Below are 24,029 nucleotides of genomic sequence, written 5' to 3' on the forward strand. Positions count from 1 at the left end.
GGCGCAAGTAGGTGCCCCCTATGCTTGCGGCAGAACAGGACAAGTCGCTCCATGGCGAGCGGGCTTTATATTGGGGAGACGTGCCATGGCTGCCAGTAGATGCTCTGGTCTCCGCTCTCTCGTTCTAGTCGCACTGGCCTTCGGCCTGACTGTTCCTGTGACAGGTTGCGTGCCGGCCGTGCCAGGCAAACCTCCGCCTTCGGGAAATCCCGCGGTGCGCGAATACGTGGAGTCTGCCCTCGACTTCATGGATGAAAACGGCCTCTACGCCACTCGCAGGAAGTGGAAAGAAGCTCGAGCTCTCGCATCGGTGAGCGCGTCCTCCGCAGAGACCATCGCGGAAACCCACAGTCCACTGATGCGGGCAGTGTCGGCCGCCGGAGGAAGAGCGCATAGTCGCTTCGTCCTGCCCCCAGGCCAGTTGGGCTCGGTCCAGTTGCCGCCGACGGGCGAGAACCGGCCAGTCGTCAGCTTTGCCACGGGTAGCATCGCTGCGATCGATGTTCCCTGGTTCAGTAGCAGCGACACGAGAGAAGGCCAGTCCTACATCGACGCTGGTGCGCGGGGGATTTCAGACGCAGAAACGCGGGCACGGTGCGGGTGGATCGTGGACCTGCGCGGCAATGGGGGCGGAGATTCCTTCCCCATGCTCGGGGCTGTGACGCCATTGCTCTCCTAGGGCACCGTGTTGTCGTTCATCCGCCGGAATGGCAAGTCGGAAGTCGTGCGCATAGATGGCTCCGCCGTAACATACGAATCGGACGGATCAACCGAAACGCTTGCCACGTCACCCGTGACCGGCTCATCGCAAGCCGGTCGGAACATCGCCGTCCTGCAGGGTCCTGAAACCGCCAGCGCAGGCGAGTCGACACTCCTGGCATTCCGGGGTCAATCGGGCGTGCGCACTTTCGGAGAAACGACGACCGCGGGTTTCGCGACCGGGAACACGTCAAAGACGATGTCCGACGGCGCAGTTATCGTGCTGACGGTAGCCCGCATTGCGGACCGCACTGGGCTCACCTATCCAGACGGTATCGACCCCGACCAGCAAACAGGCGCCGCCGCCCTTGGCGAGGATCCGACCTGGGCCGGCGCGATCGACTGGCTCAACGCGAACTGCGAGCATCCGTAAGGCGGACGTCCATGGACGCAGAATCGGCGCCAACCCGCCGAATTTTCGACATCTCGGGGGAGTGGCGTTTGGGAACGGCTATCGGGAATCCCTCTCGGTCATGGGACGAAACCCTGAGTCGTGTGCATCATCGGTCCTGGCCAGTCTCTCGGAAGGTGTTCGGGTAGTTGTCGAGCCAGGACCAGTGACCGACGGGCCAGGTGATCACGAACGCCCGGCCGACGACATTGGTAATGGGCACGAAACCCTTGCTGGGCGTGGTGGTGTGGAGCCTGCTATCCGCCGAGTTGTCGCGGTTGTCGCCCTCGACCCATAGAGAAACTGCGGGGACTGTCACGGTGAAGTACTTCTCAGGAGAACGCGTCGTCCCGGGAGATGCTTTGAGGTAAGGCTCGCTGAGAGGCGCATCGTTGACGGTGATGTGGCCGGTGGCGTCGCAGCAGGCGACTTTGTCGCCGGGCAGGCCGATGACGCGTTTGATGAGATGGTCGTTCGTTTCTTGCGCGCCCAGGCCCACCTCGGAAAAATACCATCGGATGCCATCGGCTACAGGATTGCCCGGCTGGACAGTGCCGTGTTCGGTTGCGCTTAGCCATCCACCGGGGTCTGTGAACACAACGACATCGCCACGGGCGATGGGGATGAGGTCGGGGACGAGTTCGTTGACCATGATTCGGTCTTTGACTTGCAGGGTGTTTTCCATCGATCCCGAAGGGATATAGAAAGAGCGAATGAGGAATGTTTTGATCAGGAACGATATGAGCAGGGCAACAAAGAATATGACGAAAAGGTCTCGGAAGAAGCGCACGATTCCGTGCTTACGGTTGGAATCACCCTGGGTTCTCTTGTCCCGCCTCAGGCGCATAAGTACGTCGTGATTCGTCAACTTTCCCCCTGCGCTGATGCTGCTGGGTTCAGTGTCACCCCTCTGCACTCCCGAACTCTTTTGCGGAACCCTCACCGGGACACCTCCACGGCGTCGACGGTTACGCCTTCTCGCGTTGCGGTTAAGCCGCAGGGTGCCGTGGCTTCCATTCAGCGCAGGCAGGATGTATCGTTTGTCGATAGCAGAGCACCGATTATCGATAGGACTCACATGCACAAGGCAACCATCGTCTCGTTGAAGGCCCTCATCGTCGCGATGATCGTCCTTCTCCTGGCCTGCCAGCTATTCATGGTCCCCGGTGTGGCACGGCAGTCCGCCGAGACCTACGCAGACCTCGGCTATCTCCAGACGCCGGGCATCATCGTTGCCGTGCTCTTCCTGCTCTGCGTGCAGGTCGTGCTCGTGTGCGTGTGGCGGCTCCTGTCAATGGTGCGCACGTCCGTCATCTTCAGCGACAACGCGTTCTTATGGGTCGACGTCATCCTCTGCGCCATGGTCCTAGCGACCCTCCTCATCGGGGTGTCGATGGCCACCCTCGCATCGGCGAATGTCGCCTCCCCATCGGTGATGCTGCTGTGCGCACTCGGCGTCGTCGTCGGCGCAGGACTCGCTCTGCTGATCCTGGTGCTCCGGGGACTCCTGCGAAACGCGCGACAACTGCAGCAGGACCTGTCGGAGGTGGTCTGATGCCCATCGTCATCAACCTCGACGTCGAACTCGCCAAGAAGAAGATGTCCGTCGCTGACTTCGCGGCCGCGATTGACATCACGCCGGTGAACGTATCTGTGCTCAAGAACGGCCGGGCCAAAGCGGTGCGCTTCTCGACCCTCGACGCGATCTGCCGCGTACTCGAGTGCCAGCCCGGCGACATCCTCATCTGGGTGCCGGACGACTCGGGGCCAGATGCCTCGGATCCGCACAACCCGGCGCGAACGAGCGATGCGGCGGAAGCCTCGTGAGCACGCCTGCCCCGATGAGCCAGTGGAGCGACATCGCCGTCGCGCGTCTTCTGGACGATGCGTCCTGCCCGTCCTGCGGGGTCGATGCCCTGCAGAACAGGCGCTGCCGCAACTGCGGCGCCGACCTCAACGGGAGAATCGGCCTCGAACTCTGGAGCGCCTCCCGGGACGCGGCCACCGCCCTGCGAGCGCGGCAGGCGGTGCTCGAGCGTGTGCCGCGCTTGCTCGCCGAGCCGTCTGGAGCCAGTGCAACCGAACCGTCGCCGGCGGCGACTCCGCCAGCATCTGCCGCCCTCGCTGCGCCCGCCGCAGCCAGCCCAGCTGCCGCTGATCCGCGCTCGAGCGCCACAGTTCAGTCGGTGCTGGCGGTAGCGGGTGCCGGGCTGTTCGCGATCTCGGCGATCGTCTTCACCTTCTTCAACCCCGACCTCAGCGATCGTGCGCTGCGCAGCGTGATCGTCGGCCTCATCACACTCTTGTTCCTGGGCGGCGCCTGGCTGCTCGCGCGGCGCAGGCTGCAGTTCTCAGCGGAGGCCGTCGGTGCGCTTGGAATGCTGTTCGTCGCCCTCGACGTGTACGCGCTTTCCGAACTGACCGTGAGCGGCCTCAGCCCGTGGGTGTTCACTGCGGTCGGCACACTCGCCAGCGGCTCGGTCATGGTGGCACTGTCGCGGGTGGTGCGCATCCGGACCTGGCTCTGGATCTCCCTGCTCGGCCTTTCCGTGGTGCCTTCGATGCTCGGGTACGCGGGCGGCACCGTGTTGTCGGCGGTCATCGGACACCTCGGCACCGCATTCGTCGCTCTCGCACTCGTCGCACTCGTCCGCGCCACGGCACGCAGATTCGACGGGCGCCTCCGGGCGGAACAGGTGACGCTGACGGTGGTGCAGGTGGTCGCCGTCGCAATCGTGCTCGCTCAGGCGAGACTGATCGAGGCCGACAGCACCACGGGATACTGGCTCGGGATCTGCGCCATCCTTGCCGCGATTGCGGTGCTCGCCGGCCTCGCCAGCCGCTATCTCGCACGCGGTCTCTGGAGCTTCGTCGCCGGGGCTGCCGGCGTCGCCGCATTCACCGGGCTGCCATTCGCCCTCGACCTCGGGGCCCATGGCGCCGAGCAGTGGTACTTCGCCTTCATCGCTGTCGCGGGCGCCGCAGGACTCATCGTCCTCGGCGCCCTGGCCCCGACCCCGGCGACGATCGAGCGGCGACGGTTCACCGGCGGCGCGTTCGGGATGGCCGTGGTCAGTGTCCTGGCGACGGTGCTCGTGGCGCTGCTGATCGGCGCCGCGAAGGTGCTTGGTTCCTTCAACGGCTCCGATCTCGTCGCCTCAGTGATTGACACAGGCGGCGTGCTCGCGGTCGTGCTCGGCCTCGCCGCCGGTGCCATTGGCTTCGGGGTCTTCGCCGCAATCACCCTGCACCGGGACATCGCCCAGGCGCCCCTCGCGAACGGGGGCGCAGCGCTCGCTATCTGGCTGGCGGCGCTCTCAGGGCTCGTGGTCGTCTGTGCCCCCGGCCTCTTGCCCTGGGCTCAAATCGCGATCGCCCTTGGGCTCGCGGTGGCCACGAGCGCCGCGCTCGTTCTCGTCCCGGGCATCCGGGCGGCTTCGCTCCGCTTTCGCCTTCCCCTGATCCTCGCGGCTCATGTGGCGGTCCTTCTCGCCGGCATCATCTCGTGGACCGACGTTCGCCTCGCGGCGTGGGCGGGCATCGCAGTCGTCACGGCCATCATCGCGCTCGCGCGACCCGTGCCCGCCGGGACTCGTTTTCTCCACGTCGCTGTCGGCTACGCCTACGCCCTCGTGGTCGTGGCGACAGCGCTCGGACAGCTCGGCATCGGCACGATCGCGCTCCTGTGCCTCACCACGTCGATCGGGCTGATCGGCGCAATCGTCGCGACCGCCCTTCCGCAAGTAAAACCCGCAGCCTGGTACTCGATCCTGGTCGTGACATCCGTGCCCTTTGTGATCGGCGTGATCCAGGTGGTCTTCGAGCGCAGTGGCTGGACCGCTCTCTCAACCGGCATCATGTTCCTGCTTGCGATGACCCTCCTCGTTTCCCGCCGGCCCGGACTCGGCATCGTGCTGCGCGCGATTGCCGCGGGCCTGCTCATCCCGTCCCTGGCCGTCGTCGTCGTATGCCTCGGCGCCCAGGTGCTTGTGGGCAGCGCCTCACCCGTGACGCTGCCGGTCATCGCAGCGATCGTCGCTCTCGCGCTCCCGAGCACTGGGGTGATTCGCTCGGCCCTCAAGCGACGCGGCATCGGCGAACCGGACGCCACGGTCGCGCGGATCGCCCTCGAGGTGTCTGCCATGCTCACCGGCGTAATCGCCGTCGGGCTCGCGCTCATTCGGGTGGCGGCTGGCTTGCCGACGACATTCCTCGTCCTCATCATCCTCGCCCTCGGCGCAGCGGCGACATCGTTCTGGGCGAAGCGCCGCTACGGATGGTGGACCGCGGCTGCCTGCCTCACGGGAGCCTTGTGGTGTGTGTGGGCTCTGATCGGTATCGGCCTGCTCGAGCCATACCTGCTCCCGCCGAGCCTCGCAGCCACGACCATCGGCCTGCTCCTCACCGCGCGCGGCGCACAAGGCGTGCCGCTGTACACCGGCGGGCTCCTCGTCGCCGTCGTGCCGACCTTGGTGGTACTGGCGGTGTCGGAGGCAGGTGAAACCGTCGGTGCAGCATGGCGCGGCTTCGGGCTGGTCGCCGCGTCGTGGGTGCTGCTCGGGCTCGGCCTGCTGCTCGACCGGTGCGTGTCGCCTCGCGCCGAACGGCTGCGCACACTCTGCACGCCGACCCACGCGGTCGCGATCATCGCCGGGGCTGCCGGGGCTATCCAGGGCGTGCGCTTCGGCGTCGGTGCCGACGTGGTCCAGATCGCAGGAATACCGTTGGTCGTGGTGTGTCTCGGGATTGGCCTGGCCGGCGCCGTGCCAGCTGCCGCAGCGGCGCGGGCCATCTTGTCCCATGCCGAGATATCTCAACCGGCGCGCATCCGAGGGTGGTCTTTCGGTCGCCTGTCTGCTCGCTGGCTTTATGCCCCCGCCGCCCTGTACGTCGGGCTCGCTACCTGGACGGCCATCGAACGAGACTGGTTCACGATCTGGCTGATGTGGTCGCTCATGGTCGCCTACCTCGCCGCCATGGTCATTGTCGCGGTGCGGCTGCGAAACGGGCGGACAAGCCTGCCTCCCGTTTGGTTCATCTTCACGCTCGCGTTCGTCACTGCGATCGTGGCTTGGAGTCCGCGTGACTTGCGAGTCGAGTGGTTCTCGCTGCCCCTGGGCCTTTTCCTACTCTTCGCCGGCGTTGCCGCCATGCGCGGCAGGCAACGGGATACAGCTGACACCCAGCGCGGCACGCTCAGTAGCTGGCCCGCCCGCTGGCACGGCTCGTGGCCGCTGCTCGCCCCCGGGCTCGGCGTGATGTTCCTGGCCTCGATCCTCGCGACTTTCACCGACCCCCAGACCTGGCGGGCCATCCTCGTGATCGCGATTGCGCTCGTCGCCATTCTCGTCGGCTCGAGCCGGAAACTCGCGGCACCCTTCCTGCTGGGCATTATCGTGCTGCCCATCGAGAACATCTTCGTGTTCGTGGCGCAGATCGGCCGCGGCATCGAATCGGTGCCGTGGTGGATCACGCTGGCCGTCGTCGGCGCCGTGCTGCTCATCATCGCCGTCACCTATGAGCGTCGAGCCGGGGACGACAACAGCATCGCGGCGCGATTGGGCGACCTGGCATGAATTCCGCACGCCGAGGCGCCGCTGAGACGTAAAGGACGGCGACAACGGATACGGGAGCGACTGCAGTGTCGCCGGATAGATAGTGCGCTACCCGAGTGGGGCCGAGCCAAAATGTAGATAGTCGGGACCTGTGTAGTCGAAAATTGTGACGCTGTGAATCTCGTCCATGTGTTGGCTTCCCCGAATCTCGATCTCTTGCGTACTGGCTGATGCCCTGACGGTGGAGATGTCATAACTGAGGCCGCCATCGGTGGTCCAGGCGCTATCAGTGTTCTTGACCAGCTCCCCTTCATTGAGGTAGAGCCTCAAGTTCGGAGAGGCTCCCGTGCTGAAGTCGCTGAGGGTCGCCCAGACAGTGCCATCGCTGCGACGTTCGATCTCAACGGAGCCGACGGTCTCGGTCCATTGAGTCACGAATTGCCCTGCAAGCGGGAGTTGCCGCTCGAATCCGCTCATTCCGGCGGAATTGTTTTGGCTCGTCTCCGTCATCGGAGACGTTGAAGGCGTTGAGGTGGGCGTTGGCGTTGGCGTTGAAGCTTGCGATTCAATGCTCGGATTCGGGGCGCTGCCACAGCCGCTGGAGCAGAGCACGATCACCCCAGCCAGCACTAGTGCCGATGTCTGACGCAGAGCGAATCGCATGCGCTCGAACCTACCGGTCAGGCGGCCGTTGCCGGCGCATTCGGATACAAGGAGTTTCACAGAGGTTGTTCGCGCTACAACGCCCTTCCTGCCCCGTGGGCAGTCACCCAACCCCCTCCGCGAAGAGAAATGAAGGTCGAGGTCTACCGAACCTTGTGTGTGAGTCGAAGGCCGAATGGGTGTGGCCCGGCGAGGTACCAAACGAGCGCGCCGAGCAGAGGCGCGAATACGACGGCGATCATCCAGAGGGCCTTCTCCACCTCGGACAGGTCGCGGGTTCGCGCAATCTGGACGATGGCGTACGCGATCGCAGCGAGGTAGAGGACGGCGACGACGGATGCGAGAGCGACTGCAAGTGCGGCTGGACTGTCCACCACGGTTCCGTTCGTTTGGATACTTCAAGATAGGGCCCCAGTGAAGATGCGTCTCCGGAACCTCCTGTGGGGGACTTGCACTCGCTACTTACCGGCAGCGGGCCCGTGACCTTCCGTGGGTTGGCTCGCCTCAAGAATGGCGCTCTTGCGCCGCCCCCAGCGGATGAAAAGCCCCAGAGCCACGAAGACCCCAACCACAACGAGAACCTGGACTACCACCCAGAAGTTCCACCAAAAAAGAGCACTGAATTCCATTTCGACCCCGCCCTCGATTCGCGGACACCTGAGTGCCCTACTCAGCGCGAGCCTACGACCGCGAGGTCGTTCGGGGAAATATGCCGTCGATTGCTTCGCCAGGAGGGAACATCCGGAGCAGCTCGTAAGACGAACGCTTCATTGGCACGGAATTCGCCGCCAGGGCTCCGAGCCGACGTTGACCGGCGGGGTGCCATTTCGGAACCCTTATCGGGACGGTCTATCCCTCAGACGGTGAGATCTTCCCAAACGAAGTTTGTGGTCTCGCCCGATTTCCAGGCTTGACGAAGAATCGCATAGGCGACTGATGCCAACGGGTGCGCGCTGGTCACGAGCCAGCCCTCGCGGTAGTGAGCTTCCTTGATGAACGCCGTGCGCGAGGCCGCCGATTTCGGCGTCGGTCTTACGGCAGGACGGTGATCCGTCCCTCCGTCGTCGCGTCGACGACGCCGAGCGACTTTGCGTGGGCCATGATCGCCTCCGCGTCGCTTGGCGCTCCCGAAGCTGGGACCAGCACTGATCCTCCCGAGAACCCGGCGACGCCGTCGCCGCCACCGACGACGTAGTTTGTTACCGCCACCGAGTACGTGGATCCGACGTCGATTGGTTCCCCGGCGACCCGGACGTCGCTGACGCGTGAGCCGACGGCAGCACTGGGGGAGTAGGAGTAGGAAATCCCCGACACCTGGGGGAAGCCGCCTCCCAGAATGTCCACGTGTCCAACGCCCTGCTCGAGTGCTGCGACGATCCCGGCCCCGGACGCCTGCACGACCATGACTTTGTTATCGAAGGGTGCGATGGAGTACGCGTCCCGCGTGGTGAAGTCCGGCCCTGGTGCCTCTGCGCGCAGGCCACCACCATTCATCCACCCGATCTGGGTGCCGTGGTACGCGCGGAAGGCATCCGCAACCCAGTTGCCGAGAGCTGTTTCCTGGCGGCGGGCGGCGTTCTCAGGGTTGAGCAGCGGGGTCTGGACAGTGGCGAGGACCGTGGAGAGGTTGGCCGCCATATCGGCCTCGTAGAACTTCTCGAGCTGGCGCAGACTCGGGTCCGGGGTGACCGTGTGGTCCACCTCGATCACGGACGGGGCGACGATGTACTCGCCGCCCTCTTTGGTGATGTCGAGCCGGATGAGCGAGCCGATGTTCCCCTCGGGAGCCATCAGAGGGACCGCGCCGGAATAGGAGATGACGGACTCGTACTCAGCCATCTCCTCGCCGAAGATGGCATCGATCTCCGGTACGGCCTGCGCCAACACCCGGTTGTCGTCCATCGAGTGCTGAGTCACTGCCACCACGACGTCCACCTTCTCTGTCGCTGTCATGTCAGCCACGGCGGCCCGTGCGGCTTCGACGGGATCGGTCTCGTCGAGCTGGTCGCTGGCCAAGGTCGTATCGATGGCGTCGGTCAGGCCGATGAAGCCCACTCGCACCTTGCCGATGCGCTGGACCTCCCACGTGCCTCCCGCCACGAACGGCTCGCCCTCAGCGTCGACCAGGTTGGAGGTGATCCACGGAAACTCCGACGCGGCAACGAGCTCGCGGGCGATATCGATCCCGAAGTCGAAGTCGTGCTGGCCGAAATTCGCGAGGTCTACGCCGATCTTGTTGAAGGCGTCGACCATCGGGAACCCCTTGTAAAGCCCGCCGAAGAGCGTGCCTCCGGCCAGATCGCCGCCGAAGACGACGGATGTCGCTGGATTGTCCTCACGCACCGTGTCGATCGCAGCGGAGAGACGGGCGACACCGCCGCGGTCCTGTCCGCCGGAGAGTACCGGTCCGATCTCGTGGGCGTCGTTAAAATACAGCAGGGTCGCGGAATTCGACGCGCGCGGGTTGGCGGCATCGGCGCCCTGATCGGGCGGGGCGGCCTGGGCCTGGGCCGGTGCAGACGCCGCCAGTACTATCGCAAAGGCCGGAATGGACAGGAGTCGGATCAGGGGGCGCGTCAAGGTGTGGTCCCTTCGAATTCGGAGCGTGCGTACCCGACCAAGGTCCCCGCAGGGTGTGAACGTGACCTCTCCTGCCAAGGTCATTTCAACGTCCTACTGATTAACAACTGACTTCACACTTTCCAGCGCGGCGGCTTCCAAAATAGCGGAACTCCTGATGGTCTGGTTTTTACTACACGGTGCAAGAACGGTGACGCCGACCGCGGACTTTCGCACTCTCCCGGTAGGTCAGGCGGCTCGGGGGCGGGTTGATGAGGGCGTCCACGATTTGTGGGGTGAGGCGCTGCAGGCCGGAGATGGCATTTATTCGTTGGCGCCACAGGGTTGAGCGTAGTTCGGCGAGGTCGTCGCCGTGGGTGGGGATGTACCAGCACCAGATCTCGTTGTAGATCCAGAACGAGGGCGCATCGGCTGCTCAGATGCTGGCGGGTGATGTGCGCGTAGTGTGACCGGCATGGACGACGACCTGGGTGTGCCGAACTGTCAACGATGCTTGGTCCGTATGGTGATCTTGGGCACCGATGAAGGCCCTTTCTGATGCTGCCTGGAGTGCGGATTCGTTCGCTTCGTGTGACGTTGGCCGTCCTCGCACTACCCAGACAGCGCCGGGTTGATCCCATTGCTGACGAAGCCGGGGGAGAGCTAGTTTCAACTGCATGTGCGGCAGATACGTGGTTCCCAATACGACAGACGAGCTGCTGAGCCTCTTCGACGCCACCGGCGCCAACGCCGCCGACTGGAAGCCCTCGTACAGTGTTGCGCCCACCGACCCGGCACCTATCGTGCGGGAATGGACCCGTGATGAAACAGTGCAGCGGGACGTGGACCTGGCCTCGTGGGGATTGAAGCGAGGCTGGGCAAAGCCGGGAGGCCCGGCCCCCATCAACGCACGCCTGGAATCGGTGGCCAGCAACGGCATGTTCCGCAGCCCGTTTGCCAGCCAACGGTGCCTGGTGCCTATGCCCGGCTACTACGAGTGGCAGCAAGATGGAAGACGGGAGACAGCCCTACTTCATCCACGGCGATGGCGATGTGCTGGCTGCGGCCGGCCTCTATGCGGCGATCGCGGAAATGGGGAAGGTTCCGGATAGTGCCTTGCTTTAGAGCCAGACACGCTGGTCTTACTTCGTGATGTGGTCTGAGCAGCTATGCGGGAACAACACGAATGCGGCGATATAGAGTACCTACTTTCATCCGCGTTTTCTGAACCAGGGTGAGGTGACTCTGCGCTGACAGGCGCACCGGTTGAGGTCTCAGGCTGGGGCCTCCCTGCTTGTGCAATTCGGTTCGAGGAAGATTAGTTAGGCCGCGGCCGACATCTCTGCGTAAGCTCCACCCGCGGAAAGGAGCTGTTGGTGGGTGCCCACTTCGACGATGCGGCCGGCGTCGAGAACTACGATGCGGTCCGCGTCACGGATGGTGCTGAGCCGGTGCGCGACGATAAGGGTGGTCCGCCCGTGACGAAGGCGTTCGAGGGCATCACGGACTTCGGCTTCCGTTTTTGGGTCGAGAGAGGCGGTCGCCTCGTCCAGAATCAGCAGTCGCGGATTACGGATCAGCGCGCGCGCAATTGCTAACCGCTGTCGCTGACCGCCGGAAAGCTGTGCGCCGCGCTCTCCAACGGGCGTGTGCCATCCCTCTGGCAAGTCGAGGACGAATTGTGCGTTGGCGGCGAGAAGCGCATCCTCGAGCCGTGTGTCGCTCGTCTCGGGCAGTCCGTAAAGAACGTTGTCTCTGATGGTGCCTCTGAACAGGACGGGCTCCTGAGGGACAACGGAGATGAAACGGCGGGCGGTGCGCATGTCGAGCGTGCTGACGTCGAGCCCATCGAGAAATACGCGGCCGTCGGTTGGCCGCAGCAACCCGAGGGCGATACGTGTGAGGGTGGATTTTCCCGACCCGGAAGGACCGACGAACGCTACCGTCTCTCCCGGCCGGATCTGAAGGCTCACATTGGTGAGAACATTGTGTTCGCCATAGCGGAAGGTGACCGATTCGAAGTCGATCCGACCGGAGGTAGCGAGGACGACCATCTTTCCCTCGTTGTCCTCGATGTCCGGTTCGGTCAGGACCTCAGCTATGGATCGCCGGGATTCCAGCCCTCGGGTGATAATAGGCGCGGTTTGGAACGCGCCGGAGATGGATCCAGTGAGTAGAGCGAAGTAGGAGCTGAGGAGGACAACTTCGCCTACGGTGATCGGAAGGAGACCGGTCATGGCGACGATGGCTGCTCCGAATAGGCTCCCCAGGGTGATGAGCTGGTAGCTACTCCATGACAATGCGCCGAAACGGCCGTTGAGCCGATCCAGGGCGACTCCCGCAGTCTCGACACGGCGTGCGGCATCTACGACTCGCCCCACGGACACGCCTTCGAGACCGTGGGCTCGAGTGATTTCCAACAGGGAGGACATCTCTCCCACGGTCGAGGACATGGTCTCGACGTCGCGTCGGAACGAAGCGTTGCTCTCGGCTGTTCGGCGTCGCAACCAGATGATGAGAGCGGCTGCAAGGGGGATGGTTAGTGCGAACACCCCCAGAAATTGAGGCACTCGCGCTGCGGTTACGACACCCGCGCCGATGAGGATGGTTATGGCATTCAGAAGCGGGCCGGATGCCTGTTGAAGCATCAGCTCCAAGTTTTCAACGTCGCGTACTACCTTCGTTTGCACGATCGACGCGCTGCCGCGGGCGTGGTATTCGAAAGACATGAGTTGAAGGCGCACCGCCAGCGCTTCCCGGAGCCGAGAGCCCATCGAACGCACCGCGGACGAATACAGTCGGACGTAGATGTTGTTGGCGGCGATGTTCGCAATGATGGTGGCCGCCCCGACGGCGGCCGGCAGGATCAGCGCGTCTGGCGCCTTCTGGTCAACTAGGGCGTCGACGACTGCCGCCGTTACAAGAGGAAGGAGCCACAGAGGGCTTTCTTTCACAACAAAGGCTGACGCTGCGACCATTATGCGTCCGGCCGCCGGACGCAGGGCCGAGCGAAGGAGCTGGTCGGGTCGGATCTCACAAAAGGGTGCCATGGTGCTCCGCATGTTGTTGGTGACCGGTCGTGGGATGTCAGAACCTACCCAGGGATGGATGGCGGAGAGTCAGAGGGTTGAGGCTAGCGTGACCTCGCCAGGGTGACCGATCAAATGTGGTCGGTGGATGAGGGCCGCAGCGCCGATCAGGGGGCCGTCGCTGCCTAAGCCTGACGAGAGGATCGCGACGTCGCGGGAGTAGTCGAACACCGCATGGTCGCGCGCCGATCCGCGGACTATGTCCAGGTAGGAGGGGGACACATGGGAGAACCCTCCGCCAATTGCCACTGCCTCAAGGTCAAGGAGTGTGGCGACGTTCGCAATAGCGCGTCCCACGGCTGCTGCCGAACGCTGAACCGCGGCGATAGCAATGGCGTCGCCGGCGCCTGCTGAACGTCCAAGGTCCTCACCGGTCTGCCCTGACCACCCGTGCCTCCTAGCCCAGTCAACGCTTCTGAGTCCGGAGGCGATCCCTTCGAGTGTTCCGCCGTCCGAGGTCCCGTCGTCCGAGCGGTCAAGGTGAATCTGCCCGATGTGGCCAGCGTTGCCGGAGCGGCCGAAGACTATCCGGCCGTCCAACATGATGCCGCCGCCGACACCGGTCGACACAACAATGCTCATGGACGATGAGGTCCCGCGGGTCGCACCAATCCAGTGTTCGGCGAGGGCGAGGCACGTGCCGTCGAGGCGCAACTCGACAGGACGGTCGGGGACGAGGTCTTCGACGAACGAGCGGACTGGGAAGCCGCGGAGAAGAGGCAGGTTTTTCGGAAGGATCATTCCTGCGGCGAGATCGACGGGGCCTGCGGATCCGATCCCGACACCGACGATCACCGTGCCGCCCGACTTCGCAGTGGAGGCCATCACGCAGCCCTCTAGTGCAAGGCCGAGGCCGTGTGAATCCATATCCCGGCCGGTCGGGACGCGGTGCCTGCTCTGGGCGACGATGTGTCCGTCATCGTCGACAAGAGCAGTCTCGATCTTGGTCCCGCCGATATCGATTGCAAGCGCGAGTGAGTTGGGCATTGGTGTTCCTTAGGTTTGTAACGCATCCGGGCACACGAGGCCAGGCGGATGGGGGCATCCGTCAGGCCTCGTGTGTGACGGTGAACTAAGCCCAGTCCGCCACGAGCTGGTTGGCGGTGCGAAGTACCCGGTCTGACACCAGTTGGCGAAAATCGATTGGGCGGTCAGTAGTGACATGTAAGGTGACGGACTCGCCCGGGAGCAGGGTGACGAGCTGATCGTCTACGACTGCCTGGGGGTCGACCTTGTCGATCAGCAGAGTGATGTCGCGGACGAGGTTGTCCGCTGTCACCGTGACGTCCACACCTCCGTCGACCGTCTTGACTGTGGTCGACAGGCGGGCGGCTTCGAGGGCGGAGTCGCGATACTCGGCGAAGAACCAGAATGCACGCGTGTCACCGAAGTCGACGACCAACAGCTCATCGTTAACGTCTCCAGGTGTGCCGGTCTCCTCATCGATCGCGATCGTCGCTGCGGAACGCGCGTCGACGTGCACGTCCTGCCGGTTCTCGGCAAGGACGGTCCCGTCGAACCGTAGGCGACGGATCACGTACTCACCATCCCAGTCCTCGGCGCTGTCGTTGACGGCGACGGTTGCGAGAGAGTCTGCGCGTGGCTGGACGGTCAGAAGGCGGTCCTGGTAGACGTGCTTGAGCGCGTAGAGCAGCGGTTTGGCGACACCGTAACCGTCGATGGCGGCCCAGGACGTGACCGGCCAGCAGTCGTTGAGCTGCCACACGATAGAGCCCATGCACCGAGGACTCTCTGATCGCATGTGCTCGATTGCGAGGGTGACTGCGAGCGCCTGGTTGAGGGACATGGCCCAGTGCCAGTCCTCGGTGTTGTCCGGAAGGGGTAGGTGCGCGACGAGGCCGTCGGTGAGCTTGTCGTTGCCGTCCGTCGCCTTTTGGTGATGGATCATGCCGGGCGACTCCGGGGTGAGGGGGTTGTCAGAAATCGACCGTTGGATGCTCGACCAGGATGCCGGGCCTTGCCAGCCGAACTCAGCGACGAATCGGGAGTGGATGTCGCGGTAGGCCGGGTAGTCAACTCTGTTCCACAGCTCCCACAGGTGCACTGATCCGTGGTTGTAGTCGTTGGCAAAAATTTCCGGGTCGCCCGACCAGGGGCTTCCAGGCGTGTAGGCGCGGCCGGGGTCGAGTTCGGAGACGAGGCGGGGGAGGAGGTCGAGGTAGTACCCCAGCCCCCAGGTGCGTCCCTGCAGGCGCTTGGCCCATCCCCATTCCTCGTAGCCCCAGATGTTCTCGTTGTTGCCGTTCCAGAGAGCCAGGCTCGCGTGTGGCATGATCCGAGTCACGTTGTCGCGGACTTCAGCTTCGACCTCGCTCCACAGCGGCTCCTCCTCGGCGTAAGAGGCGCAGGCAAACAGGAAGTCCTGCCAGACCAGGATGCCGCGCTCGTCGCAAAGTTCGTAGAAGTCGTCGGACTCGAAGTAGCCGCCACCCCAGATGCGCAGCAGGTTCATGTTGGCGAATTCCGCCTGGTCCATTCGCCGTGCCAGGCGGGCGCGGTCGACGCGGGTGATGAAGGCGTCGTCCGGGATCCAGTTCGCGCCTCGGATCCATACCGGTTCGCCGTTCACGACAAATCGGAAGGAGGTACCTTCAACGTCTGGCTCAAGTTGCACTTCGATGGTGCGGAAGCCGATCCGGGTGGTCCAGGTGTCGACGGAGGCGCCGCTCACGCTCGCGTCCACGGCGAGGTCATACAGGGGCTGGTCTCCGAATCCGCGTGGCCACCACAGATCAACGTTGGCGATGGCAATCTCGACTGTTGCTGTCGTGCTGCCAGCGGGGATGGTGGCTGAGGACCTCTCCCCGGCGATGCTTGCCGTGAGGACGACTGGTTCGTCGGAGGTGCGGTCGATGGCCACGTTCACGCTGACTCGCCCGGTTGACTCGTCGACGACCACCACGGGTCGCACCGTCGCCAACCGTGCGGTGCTCCAGGCGTGCAGAGATACGGGCTTCCAGATGCCGACGGATGCCGCATCCAATCCCCAGTCCCAGCCGAAGTTACAGGCGGCCTTGCGGATGGCGTTGAAGGGGTGGGTGTAGGTGTGCGGCCGGTAGCCGATTTCGAGGCTGGCCCGGTCGGCTTCAGCAACGGGGGAGGCGAAGAACACGGAAAGCTCGTTCGGTCCATCGATGAGAAGTTCATCAATCGCGAGGCGGTAGGTGCGGTGCTGGTTGCGGGTGGTAGCGATCTGATGACCGTTGAGGGTTACCGTGGCGATAGTGTCCAGTCCCTCGAAGACCAACTCGTGGCGGTCGTGCCCGTCGGCAGTCCACTCGAATGTTGTGGTGTATTCCCAGTCGCTTTCGCCGATCCAGGTCACCTTCTTCTCGTTCTGATCGAGGTAGGGGTCGGGGATCAGGTTCGCGGCAAGCAGATCGGTGTGTACCAGTCCTGGGACAGTTGCGGGGAATGACTTTCTGGCTACCGAGGAAGGGATGGGGCCGCGCTGCGCGCGGACGCTCCAGCCGTCGTGCAGGGGGCGCACGGCCGCGCTTATGAGAGTCGGATCGGTGATGGTGTCGGTCACTTTGTTGCTCCTGAGGTGAGTCCGTTGTAGATGAAACGCTGAAGGAAGAGAAAGGCGATGAGCGTGGGAACGATGACGAGGATGGTTCCGGCGGCGATGACTTCCCACTGCGCCCCGAATGGGCCCATGAATCGGAAGAGGGACGTGGAAATCACGCCAAGATCCCGTGAGGGCATATAGAGGAAGGGGATGTAGAACTCGTTGTAGACGGCAATGCCCTTGATAATCACGACCGTGGCAACGGCGGGTCTTAGCAGCGGCAGGATGATTTTCCAGTACACGGTGAATCGACTGGCACCGTCGAGCGTGGCGGCCTCATCGAGGGAGATCGGGATCGACTGCATGAACTGCAGGAAAATGTAGATCGCGACGATATCAGTGCCGGTGAACAGAAGGATGGCCGACCATCGGGTGTTGAAAAGATCGAGGGCGTTGATGACCTGGAAGGTCGCCACCTGGGTGGTAACGGACGGGACGAGGGTCGCGAGCAGAAACAGTGCGGTGACCAGGGACCGGCCGCGGAATCGGAACCGGTCGATAGCGTACGCAGCCATGGTACCGATGAGCACAGTGCCAGTGATCGAGATCACGAGGATGATTGCCGTGTTCACGAATCCGGTGATCATGTCGCCCTGGGTGAAGGCGATGACGAAGTTGTCGAAGTTGAACCAGTTGCTCGGGGGAACGAGGGGACCCGTGCTCCGATACTCCGCAGACGTCTTGAAGGCGAGCATGAATATCGTCACGATCGGAATTAGCGCGAACAGGCAGGCGATGACCAGGGACGCGTACTTGCCAAGCCGGCCGAAAAATCCACCTGCACGGCGTCGCCGACGGGGGCTCTTCGTACCCGAACTCCCAGACGCTGCGATTGCGTGGTCCGTCACGGGCAGTCCCGTGGCGTCCACTGGGCTGGGCTGGGTGCTGGTCATTCCTGGCCCGCTTTCTCGTCGGGGAAGACGCGTCGTTGCACTGCGGTAATGATGAGGACAATTGCGAGGAGGACAACAGCCATCGCCGAGGCGAGACCTACCTTGGAGTAGCGGAATGCGGTGTCGACGGTTTGGATGACGAACGTCTCAGAACCGTTGGCACCGCCGGTCATGATGTAGGGCATTTCGAACGCCGAGAGGGCACCCGCGATGGCGAGAATGAACGACAGGCCCAGGATGCGCCGGATGCTCGGCACGATGATGTACCGGAACTTGTCCCAAGAGTTCGCCCCGTCCAGATCAGCCGCTTCGTACTGCTCCGCAGGAACGGATTGGATGGCGCCGAGGAAAAGTACGAAGTTCAACCCCATGTATCGCCACACTGAGGTCGCAGCCAGCGACGTGTTGACAACCGACGGATCGCCAAGCCACTGCGGGGTGTTCTGCACGCCGAAAGCGCCGAGGACGGCGTCAAGCGTCCCGTCAGGACGGAAAAAGTACAGAAACATCAGCCCGATCGCGACACCGTTGATCAGGTATGGGAAGAAGATAACGCCCTTAAAGAAGTTACGGAACCGTGTCTGAAAGCTCAGCAGGGCCGCGAAGAACAGCGCTAAGCCGAGTTGGGCGATGGCGCCGGCAAGGTAGAAGAGGCTGACCAAGAAGACGCGGAAGATCTCCGGTTCAGTGAAGATTTTGATGTAGTTGTCGAGCCCGACCAAGCTTTTCTCTGGATCAAGGCCGTCCCAGTCAGTGACGCTGTACCAGAACATATTCGCGACGGGGATGTAGGTGAGAACGATGAGGAACGCAAGCGGGACTGCCAGGAACAGCCACGGCGTGATCCGTCGGCCGGCCAGCCGCTGTTTGCGTTCCGGCCGGATCCGTTTGCTGGCTCCCACCTCGAGGGAAGGAGTGTCGGTGATCGACATGTCGATCCTTTCGGCATCTTCGGGGGATGCGGTTGAAGGTGGGAGGAAACGGGCGGCCCGCTGCTAGGCGGACCGCCCGTCGAGTCGTTTATTCGACGACGGCGGCGCGGGCGGTAGCCCAGCGCTCGTTCAAGTCATCGAATAGTGACTTCTTGTCGCCGTCTCCCGCGCCGCGGGCGGCGTCAATGAGCCCCTGGCGGTAGGAGTTGCCGAAGAGGTCGATCTCGGCCTCATTGGCGATATCGGTGATGACGGCCTCTTTGCCGACCGGGTCCGGAGCGAGCTCGAGGTACTCAACGCCGATCTCGGTGAAGTCGGAGATGGTATCGGGAGCAGCGGCGTCGATGACGGGGCTGATCGCGCCCTGGCTCGCGGCGAATCCGGACTCATCTGTGAACCAGTCGACCCAGGCACGGGCAGTGGCCTTGTTCTCGGAGTTCTTGTTGATCGCGAGGAATTTGTCGGACGCGGTCACCGAGGTGAACGTGCCGTCCTGCGCCCAGGGCATCGGCCAGAAGCCAATGAGGTCGCGCGATTCGCCGGCCTTTTCTGCCGCATCCTGCATCTGCGCGACGGCCCACGAACCAAGAACCATCGAACCGATCTTGCCGGTGGCGAGGAGGTCTTTGGATTCCTCCCAGTTGGTAGTGGTGGGGTCATCCTCGCTGAGGCCAGCCGCGACCGTGTCAAAGAGCAGACCGTCGATGTTGAACTGGTCGTTACCTTCCGTCCAGGGGGCATCGTCAGCGATCATCTGGCTGCGCACGTCGGCGCCCTGAACGGTTCCGAGATTGCCCTCGATCGTGGCCAGTGGCCAGCCGTCCTTGTAGTTGGTGTAGTAAGGAGTGACGCCGTTGTCCTTGATTTTCTTCAGAGCCGCCAGGTATTCGGCCTCCGTCGTTGGGGGACTTGTTATGCCAGCATCTGCCCAGACATCGCGGTTAAAAACGTAGCCCATCGCTGAGCCGAAGGTGGAGATGCCGTAGGCGGTGCCGTCGAAGGAGCCTTCGTTGGTGAAGCGGTACTTCTTTGCCAGGTCTTCAGTCGAGCCGAGAGGCTCAAAGTAGTTCGCGAACTTGTCTTTGGTGACGTTTGAGCTGGGGATGAGCAGAACGTCGCCGAAATCCTTGGAGTTGAGGCGGATCTTCGTGTCGCCCTCGTAATCGGTGAGAGCCTCGAACTTCACCGTGGTACCCGGATACTTCTTCTCGAAGGTCTCGGCATAGTCGGCGAAGGTGGTGTCAACGAGGTCGGTGCGGTTGGTGAGCACGGTGATCTCGCCGGCCGGTTCTCCAGAGTCGTTGGCTGCGGAGTTGCCGGTGCATCCGGTAAGGGCAAGTGCGGCCGTCACAGCGATGGCCGTAGCGCCCATCAGTGCGTTTCGTCGGGTGTGTGGCGTGTGTTGCACGATGATTCTCCTTGGTTGGCCGTCGCCGTCATCGGCGCCGGGGCGTTCGGATTGATGTACAGAGGGGTAGAAGCAGGTTGGTGTTAGTGGGCGACCACGACGGTGGTGATGTCGTCGATAGTCATGGTTCCCGTGCCAGTCCCGTTGATATACAGCGCGAACTGGGTGACGGAGGTGAGGTCAAGATCGGCCTGTGGTGCCCACGACGGTGGCGCGAAGTCAGTGAAGGGGATATTGACTGTCTGTGGTCCGTTAGTCAGTGGCGTCACAGACGCTTCCCAGTAGGCGCCGTTCGCGACGAACTGCACTGAGAGGGAGTTGCTGACGTCGGCATCGATGTTCAGGGTTAGACCGGAGTATCCCCACCAGTTTTGTGCGCCGCTAAAGGTCTTTACAGTGCCGGCGTAGCCCGCGGTACCCAGATCGTAATCGAACTGAGCAGCCCTGGTGCCGTTGGCGTCGTTCGCGGTGAGCGAGAGGTTGATTGCGCCGCCACCAACATTTCGGACGTAAGCGGCCTGCAGGTCCGAATCAGCTGCGTAGTCGTCAAAGTCGTCGACAACTGTGGGTTCAGTGGGTAGGGCTGCGGTAAAGAAGTCGCGCCGTTCTGACGCTGTCGATCCGGCGCCATTCACCGCGGTCACCTGCCATGAGTAGGTGGTCTCCGGGTCCAGCTCGAGAGCCGGCCGATATCCCGTCGCGGTTAAGCCGGTTGCGGACGTAACGGGCGTACCGGGGGCGTTTGTCTTCCAGAGCTCGAACCGGTAGTAGGCGGCGGAGACGGCGGATTCCCAAGAGAAGGCTGGTGTGGCGGTGACCGATGCCGCGGCGGCTGCGGGAGTTCCGAGCTCCACCGCTCCGGGTGCAGTCAGTGGTGCTGCGTTGGGAGAGTAGATACTGACCGAGCCAATCTGGGGGGTCCAGATTTCGCCCGCGAACTGGGGCCAGGAAACTCGGAGATGGTTGACGCCCGTCAAGTCCTCGACACTGTAGGTGTAGGGCTTCCAATTTCCAACACCGGCGCGCGTCTGCGTTTGCAGAGTTGTCCAGGTAGACCCATCGGCGGAGCCCTCGACCGTGAGCGCGGCCACGGCTTGGTCGGGCCAATACCACGCGTCGATGTCGGCGCCGCTGATGTCATCAAACGCCCAGGAGAGACTTGCCAGGTTACTGCTGTCGCGTTTCACCCGTGAGGTATCGCCGCCGAATGATGTCGGGTTGCTGCTGTCGAACGAGAGGTTCCCGTTGTGTTGCGCAGTCTTCGAGAAGTCGTTCAGGGGGTCGAACAATGCGATAGTCACTGCTGCGCTAGTGATGGTGGCGCGTTCAACCTTGCCGTTGCCCTTCCAGCTCAGGCGAACGGCGTCTCCGGAGAGACCGTTCGCGATCACGAAGCGGTGCCCTGCTCGCACCACGTTTTTGGTAGGAACGTCAGTCCAGTTGACTCCATCGACGCTCGTGGACACGACGACAGATTTAGAATCGGTGACCTTGAACGTCGCGCTGAGGAGACCATCGCTCTCCCAGGTGATGCTGGCGGTGCCGCCCTTTGTGCCTGCGGCAACGCCGCCGGCAGGTGTGGCGAGGATGTCGGTCCCGTCGTGTGTGGAAGTAAGTGACCAGCTTTCAAGCGGGTCGACGAGGACAGCTCCTTCATTGGGTGCCGCGACCGCGTCGGAGGCAGTCCGGCGTCGGTCATTGGCGTCGACCGGGATCACCCGGTAGGCGGCACCATCCGGAGATTCGTAATCGGTGACGGGTGACGCTGAGGCGGACACCGGCCCGTCAGTCACGTCGGCCCATTTTCCCCCGTCGGTTGAACGCTGCACGATGTATCCGGCAGCACCCGCTGTCCCGCGCCAGGCGACCACGTTGATACCGTAATTCTGATCGATTGTGGTTATGAGAGGAATGCCGACTTTGAGACGACCCGGCTCGCTTCCTGTCGCGGCGCTGTAGTGCTGGATGGCGGCGACGTTTTCTTTCGCCCGCTCCAAGTCTCCCGGATAGTGAAGGGTGAATCCGTCGTCGTGCTGGACCTGGCCGCCGCGGTCGTTGTTGCCGAAGAGCGACCAAAAGAACATGCCAGAGACGTTCGGATCGGCGGCCGCGGCATCCAGGAGTTCTCCGGTGGCGGCCGTGGAGGCGTACTCGCCCGCGATGTAAATCTTGCCGGCGGCAGCAACGACTGCGGCGTCGGCGGAGACACGCTCGGCCGTTGGAGGGTAGTAGTGAACGTCAACGATGTCGAGGTCGGGGGCCGCGAGGGTGTCCGGGTCAATGTCGAAGCGGCGACCCGCTGCGACGAGCTGCTGCGGAGCCCGATCCTTAATATGGGCGACCTGGCTGTTGATCCAATCGAGGGTCATTCCCTCGAGTTCGTTGCCGAGCTCCCAGGCCATGATCGTCGGGTCGTCAACGAAGCGTGTACCGGTGATCGAGTTGGTGTGCGTCAGGATGTGGTCTACGTAGTCCTGGTAGGCGGCGATGGCGGATGGGTCAGAGTAGAACTGGTCTGCGTTAAGCCCGAGCGGAGTTGTGAAATCGCGGTGGCCTCCGTGGTAATACTCCCACTCGTCGGTCAGAGGTAGCACCAAGCGGATGCCCAGTGTTCCGGCGTAGGCCACGGCAAAGTCAATGGTGCGGAAGGCCTCATCGTTGTACTGACCGAGTTTAGGCATGAGCGCCAGCGGATCTGCATTGTCCTGACTGGTGGACGTGGTCATGTGCGAACGCACCACGGTGATGCCCATCACAGCGGCGGTATCCAGTGCGTCCTTGATCCGGAAGAACGTCGGGTAGTCGACTCCGCCGACGTTTTCATCGAGACCGAGCCAGTAGATGTTGGTTCCGCTAGCGCGGAATTGCTCGCCATCGAGGGTCAGAGAGCTTCCATCGCGTTGCACGAAGGCCTTGTTTTCGTTCTTCCAGTCGGACCCCTTTTCGGTGGCGCCGGCGGGAGCGGCTACGACGAGGGACGCGGCGGTAATCGCAACGAGAGCTAGTCCCGCAATGGATGAGCGATGTTGCTGCCGCGGTGACGCGGACTGGTGGGTGGCAGATTTCATGTTTTGCCAGGGCTCCTTCGACCGGGGACGTATCTGTTGCCGAGCGGTCCGAGCGAGTGCACGGTGCTGTGGCGTAACCCATGGTCGCGGATTGGTTAGCAGGAGTCAAGAACATATATAAATTACTTATGTAATACTTTTTGAGGAGGTATCTTCATGCAAGAGATTCGACGGCTAGCTCGAAACGTTCAATATCGGCGCCCCGGTCGATTCGCGGGCGACGACTACCACCGGGGGACTCGCGATGGATTGCCCCGAGACCGAGACAATCTCTTCGAGCAGTCCCTGACCGGCGAGCATTCCGATGACCTGGACATCATGCGATACCGCCGACAGCGAGGGCTCGCTCAGTTGGCATTGCGCGGAGTCGTCCCAGGCAAGCAGGGAAAGGGCACCTGGAACCGAGATCCCCAGCTCTTGCGCCGAGTCCAGCGCACCGAGCGCCATCAGATCATTGTCAAGGATGGCGGCAGTCGGTGGCTTCTTGTGCCTGATCAGGGCGCTGATGCAGCGCCCGCCGGATTCGCGGGAGTAGTCACCGTTTTGCTCGATCGGTTCGATACCAAGACGTGCGCATTCGTTGAGGAAGACGTCGCGCCGGATTTGGCTATGCAGCAGATTGGCGGGGCCGCCGACGTGAGCAATCCGGATATGGCCGAGTCCGGCAAGATATTCGACGGCATCGCGCATGGCCATATCGTCATTGGTCCATACGGCTCGAAAGCCCGGAGCTGCCGAGGGCGGGCCAACGACAATCGCGGGCAAGCCAAGCGAGTGGACCAGCTGGGGTCGAGGGTCGTTGACAGTGAGGTCGACAAGAATGACGCCGCTCACTTCGCCGTCGGCGCTCCATCGGCGGTACGCCTTCGCCTCCGCTTCCGTATCTGGAAGCACATTCAAGAGAACCGAATATCCTGCAGGTCGCACGGCCCGCTCCACGCCCGCAATGAACTCATGGAAATACGGCTCTGCGCCCATGATCTCCGTCGCCCGAACGAGGGCGAGGCCGATCGGGCGCAGCAAGGGGAAATCGCTCACGGGGTCCTACTTTCGGTTAGACATCTCCAGCGTAGGTGCCTCATGCACTCATGCCGCCGCAGCAGCAGTCGGCAGAATGGTG

Annotated in this window: 16 protein-coding genes; 4 read left to right on the forward strand and 12 right to left on the reverse strand. The window is 63.0% G+C overall.

Features of this window, described 5'->3' with window-relative positions:
- The first annotated feature begins 688 nt into the window (after window positions 1–688).
- The gene (locus E3O28_RS04480; RefSeq protein ID WP_166784737.1) at window positions 689–1,132 is read left to right on the forward strand and encodes a S41 family peptidase; all 444 of its coding nucleotides are present in this window, start codon (window positions 689–691) and stop codon (window positions 1,130–1,132) included.
- Between the two features lie 127 nt (window positions 1,133–1,259).
- Here the strand turns inward: E3O28_RS04480 and lepB are convergent, their stop codons facing one another.
- The gene (lepB, locus tag E3O28_RS04485) at window positions 1,260–1,940 is read right to left on the reverse strand and encodes a signal peptidase I (RefSeq protein WP_241973007.1); all 681 of its coding nucleotides are present in this window, start codon (window positions 1,938–1,940) and stop codon (window positions 1,260–1,262) included.
- Between the two features lie 288 nt (window positions 1,941–2,228).
- On the opposite strand from lepB, the gene E3O28_RS04490 reads away from it, so the two are divergent.
- From E3O28_RS04490 to E3O28_RS04500, 3 genes are read left to right on the forward strand one after another with little or no spacing between them, the layout of a single operon-like run.
- A complete protein-coding gene (locus E3O28_RS04490) occupies window positions 2,229–2,705 on the forward strand; it encodes a DUF2975 domain-containing protein (protein WP_104099213.1) in 477 nt (158 codons plus the stop codon).
- The gene (locus tag E3O28_RS04495) at window positions 2,705–2,977 is read left to right on the forward strand and encodes a helix-turn-helix transcriptional regulator (protein ID WP_104099214.1); all 273 of its coding nucleotides are present in this window, start codon (window positions 2,705–2,707) and stop codon (window positions 2,975–2,977) included. The genes E3O28_RS04490 and E3O28_RS04495 overlap by 1 nt, the downstream gene beginning before the upstream one ends.
- Window positions 2,978–2,991: 14 nt before the next feature.
- On the forward strand, window positions 2,992–6,726 hold the full coding sequence (locus E3O28_RS04500) for a hypothetical protein (RefSeq protein WP_166784738.1): 3,735 nt from the start codon (window positions 2,992–2,994) through the stop codon (window positions 6,724–6,726).
- 87 nt (window positions 6,727–6,813) lie between these two features.
- Here the strand turns inward: E3O28_RS04500 and E3O28_RS04505 are convergent, their stop codons facing one another.
- The 11 genes from E3O28_RS04505 to E3O28_RS04570 form a co-directional block, all read right to left on the reverse strand.
- Window positions 6,814–7,215, reverse strand: coding sequence for a DM13 domain-containing protein (locus E3O28_RS04505; protein WP_166784739.1), 402 nt, complete (start codon window positions 7,213–7,215; stop codon window positions 6,814–6,816).
- A gap of 296 nt (window positions 7,216–7,511) precedes the next feature.
- Window positions 7,512–7,745 (reverse strand): PLDc N-terminal domain-containing protein, encoded by a 234-nt coding sequence (locus tag E3O28_RS04510; protein WP_158250188.1) that lies wholly within the window; start codon window positions 7,743–7,745, stop codon window positions 7,512–7,514.
- Window positions 7,746–8,400: 655 nt separating this feature from the next.
- The gene (locus E3O28_RS04520) at window positions 8,401–9,948 is read right to left on the reverse strand and encodes a 5'-nucleotidase C-terminal domain-containing protein (protein WP_134343079.1); all 1,548 of its coding nucleotides are present in this window, start codon (window positions 9,946–9,948) and stop codon (window positions 8,401–8,403) included.
- 1,301 nt (window positions 9,949–11,249) lie between these two features.
- Window positions 11,250–12,905, reverse strand: coding sequence for an ABC transporter ATP-binding protein (locus tag E3O28_RS04535; protein ID WP_198411497.1), 1,656 nt, complete (start codon window positions 12,903–12,905; stop codon window positions 11,250–11,252).
- Between the two features lie 141 nt (window positions 12,906–13,046).
- Entirely contained in the window at window positions 13,047–14,003 is a 957-nt protein-coding gene (locus tag E3O28_RS04540) for an ROK family protein (protein ID WP_134343076.1), read from the reverse strand.
- 85 nt (window positions 14,004–14,088) lie between these two features.
- Window positions 14,089–16,569, reverse strand: coding sequence for a glycoside hydrolase family 2 protein (locus E3O28_RS04545; RefSeq protein ID WP_241973008.1), 2,481 nt, complete (start codon window positions 16,567–16,569; stop codon window positions 14,089–14,091).
- Window positions 16,566–17,501 (reverse strand): carbohydrate ABC transporter permease, encoded by a 936-nt coding sequence (locus E3O28_RS04550; protein WP_134343075.1) that lies wholly within the window; start codon window positions 17,499–17,501, stop codon window positions 16,566–16,568. The genes E3O28_RS04545 and E3O28_RS04550 overlap by 4 nt, the downstream gene beginning before the upstream one ends.
- Window positions 17,498–18,433, reverse strand: coding sequence for a sugar ABC transporter permease (locus E3O28_RS04555; RefSeq protein ID WP_134343074.1), 936 nt, complete (start codon window positions 18,431–18,433; stop codon window positions 17,498–17,500). Before E3O28_RS04555 ends, E3O28_RS04550 begins: the two co-directional genes overlap by 4 nt.
- Before the next feature lie 88 nt (window positions 18,434–18,521).
- A complete protein-coding gene (locus tag E3O28_RS04560) occupies window positions 18,522–19,841 on the reverse strand; it encodes an ABC transporter substrate-binding protein (RefSeq protein ID WP_241973009.1) in 1,320 nt (439 codons plus the stop codon).
- 83 nt (window positions 19,842–19,924) lie between these two features.
- A complete protein-coding gene (locus E3O28_RS04565; protein ID WP_347232366.1) occupies window positions 19,925–22,594 on the reverse strand; it encodes a carbohydrate binding domain-containing protein in 2,670 nt (889 codons plus the stop codon).
- A 489-nt stretch (window positions 22,595–23,083) separates the two neighbouring features.
- On the reverse strand, window positions 23,084–23,947 hold the full coding sequence (locus tag E3O28_RS04570; protein ID WP_134415296.1) for a substrate-binding domain-containing protein: 864 nt from the start codon (window positions 23,945–23,947) through the stop codon (window positions 23,084–23,086).
- Window positions 23,948–24,029: the final 82 nt, after the last annotated feature.

Origin of the sequence: Cryobacterium sp. TMT2-14 (assembly GCF_004402465.1) — a bacterium.
Classification (GTDB): Bacteria; Actinomycetota; Actinomycetes; order Actinomycetales; family Microbacteriaceae; genus Cryobacterium; species Cryobacterium sandaracinum.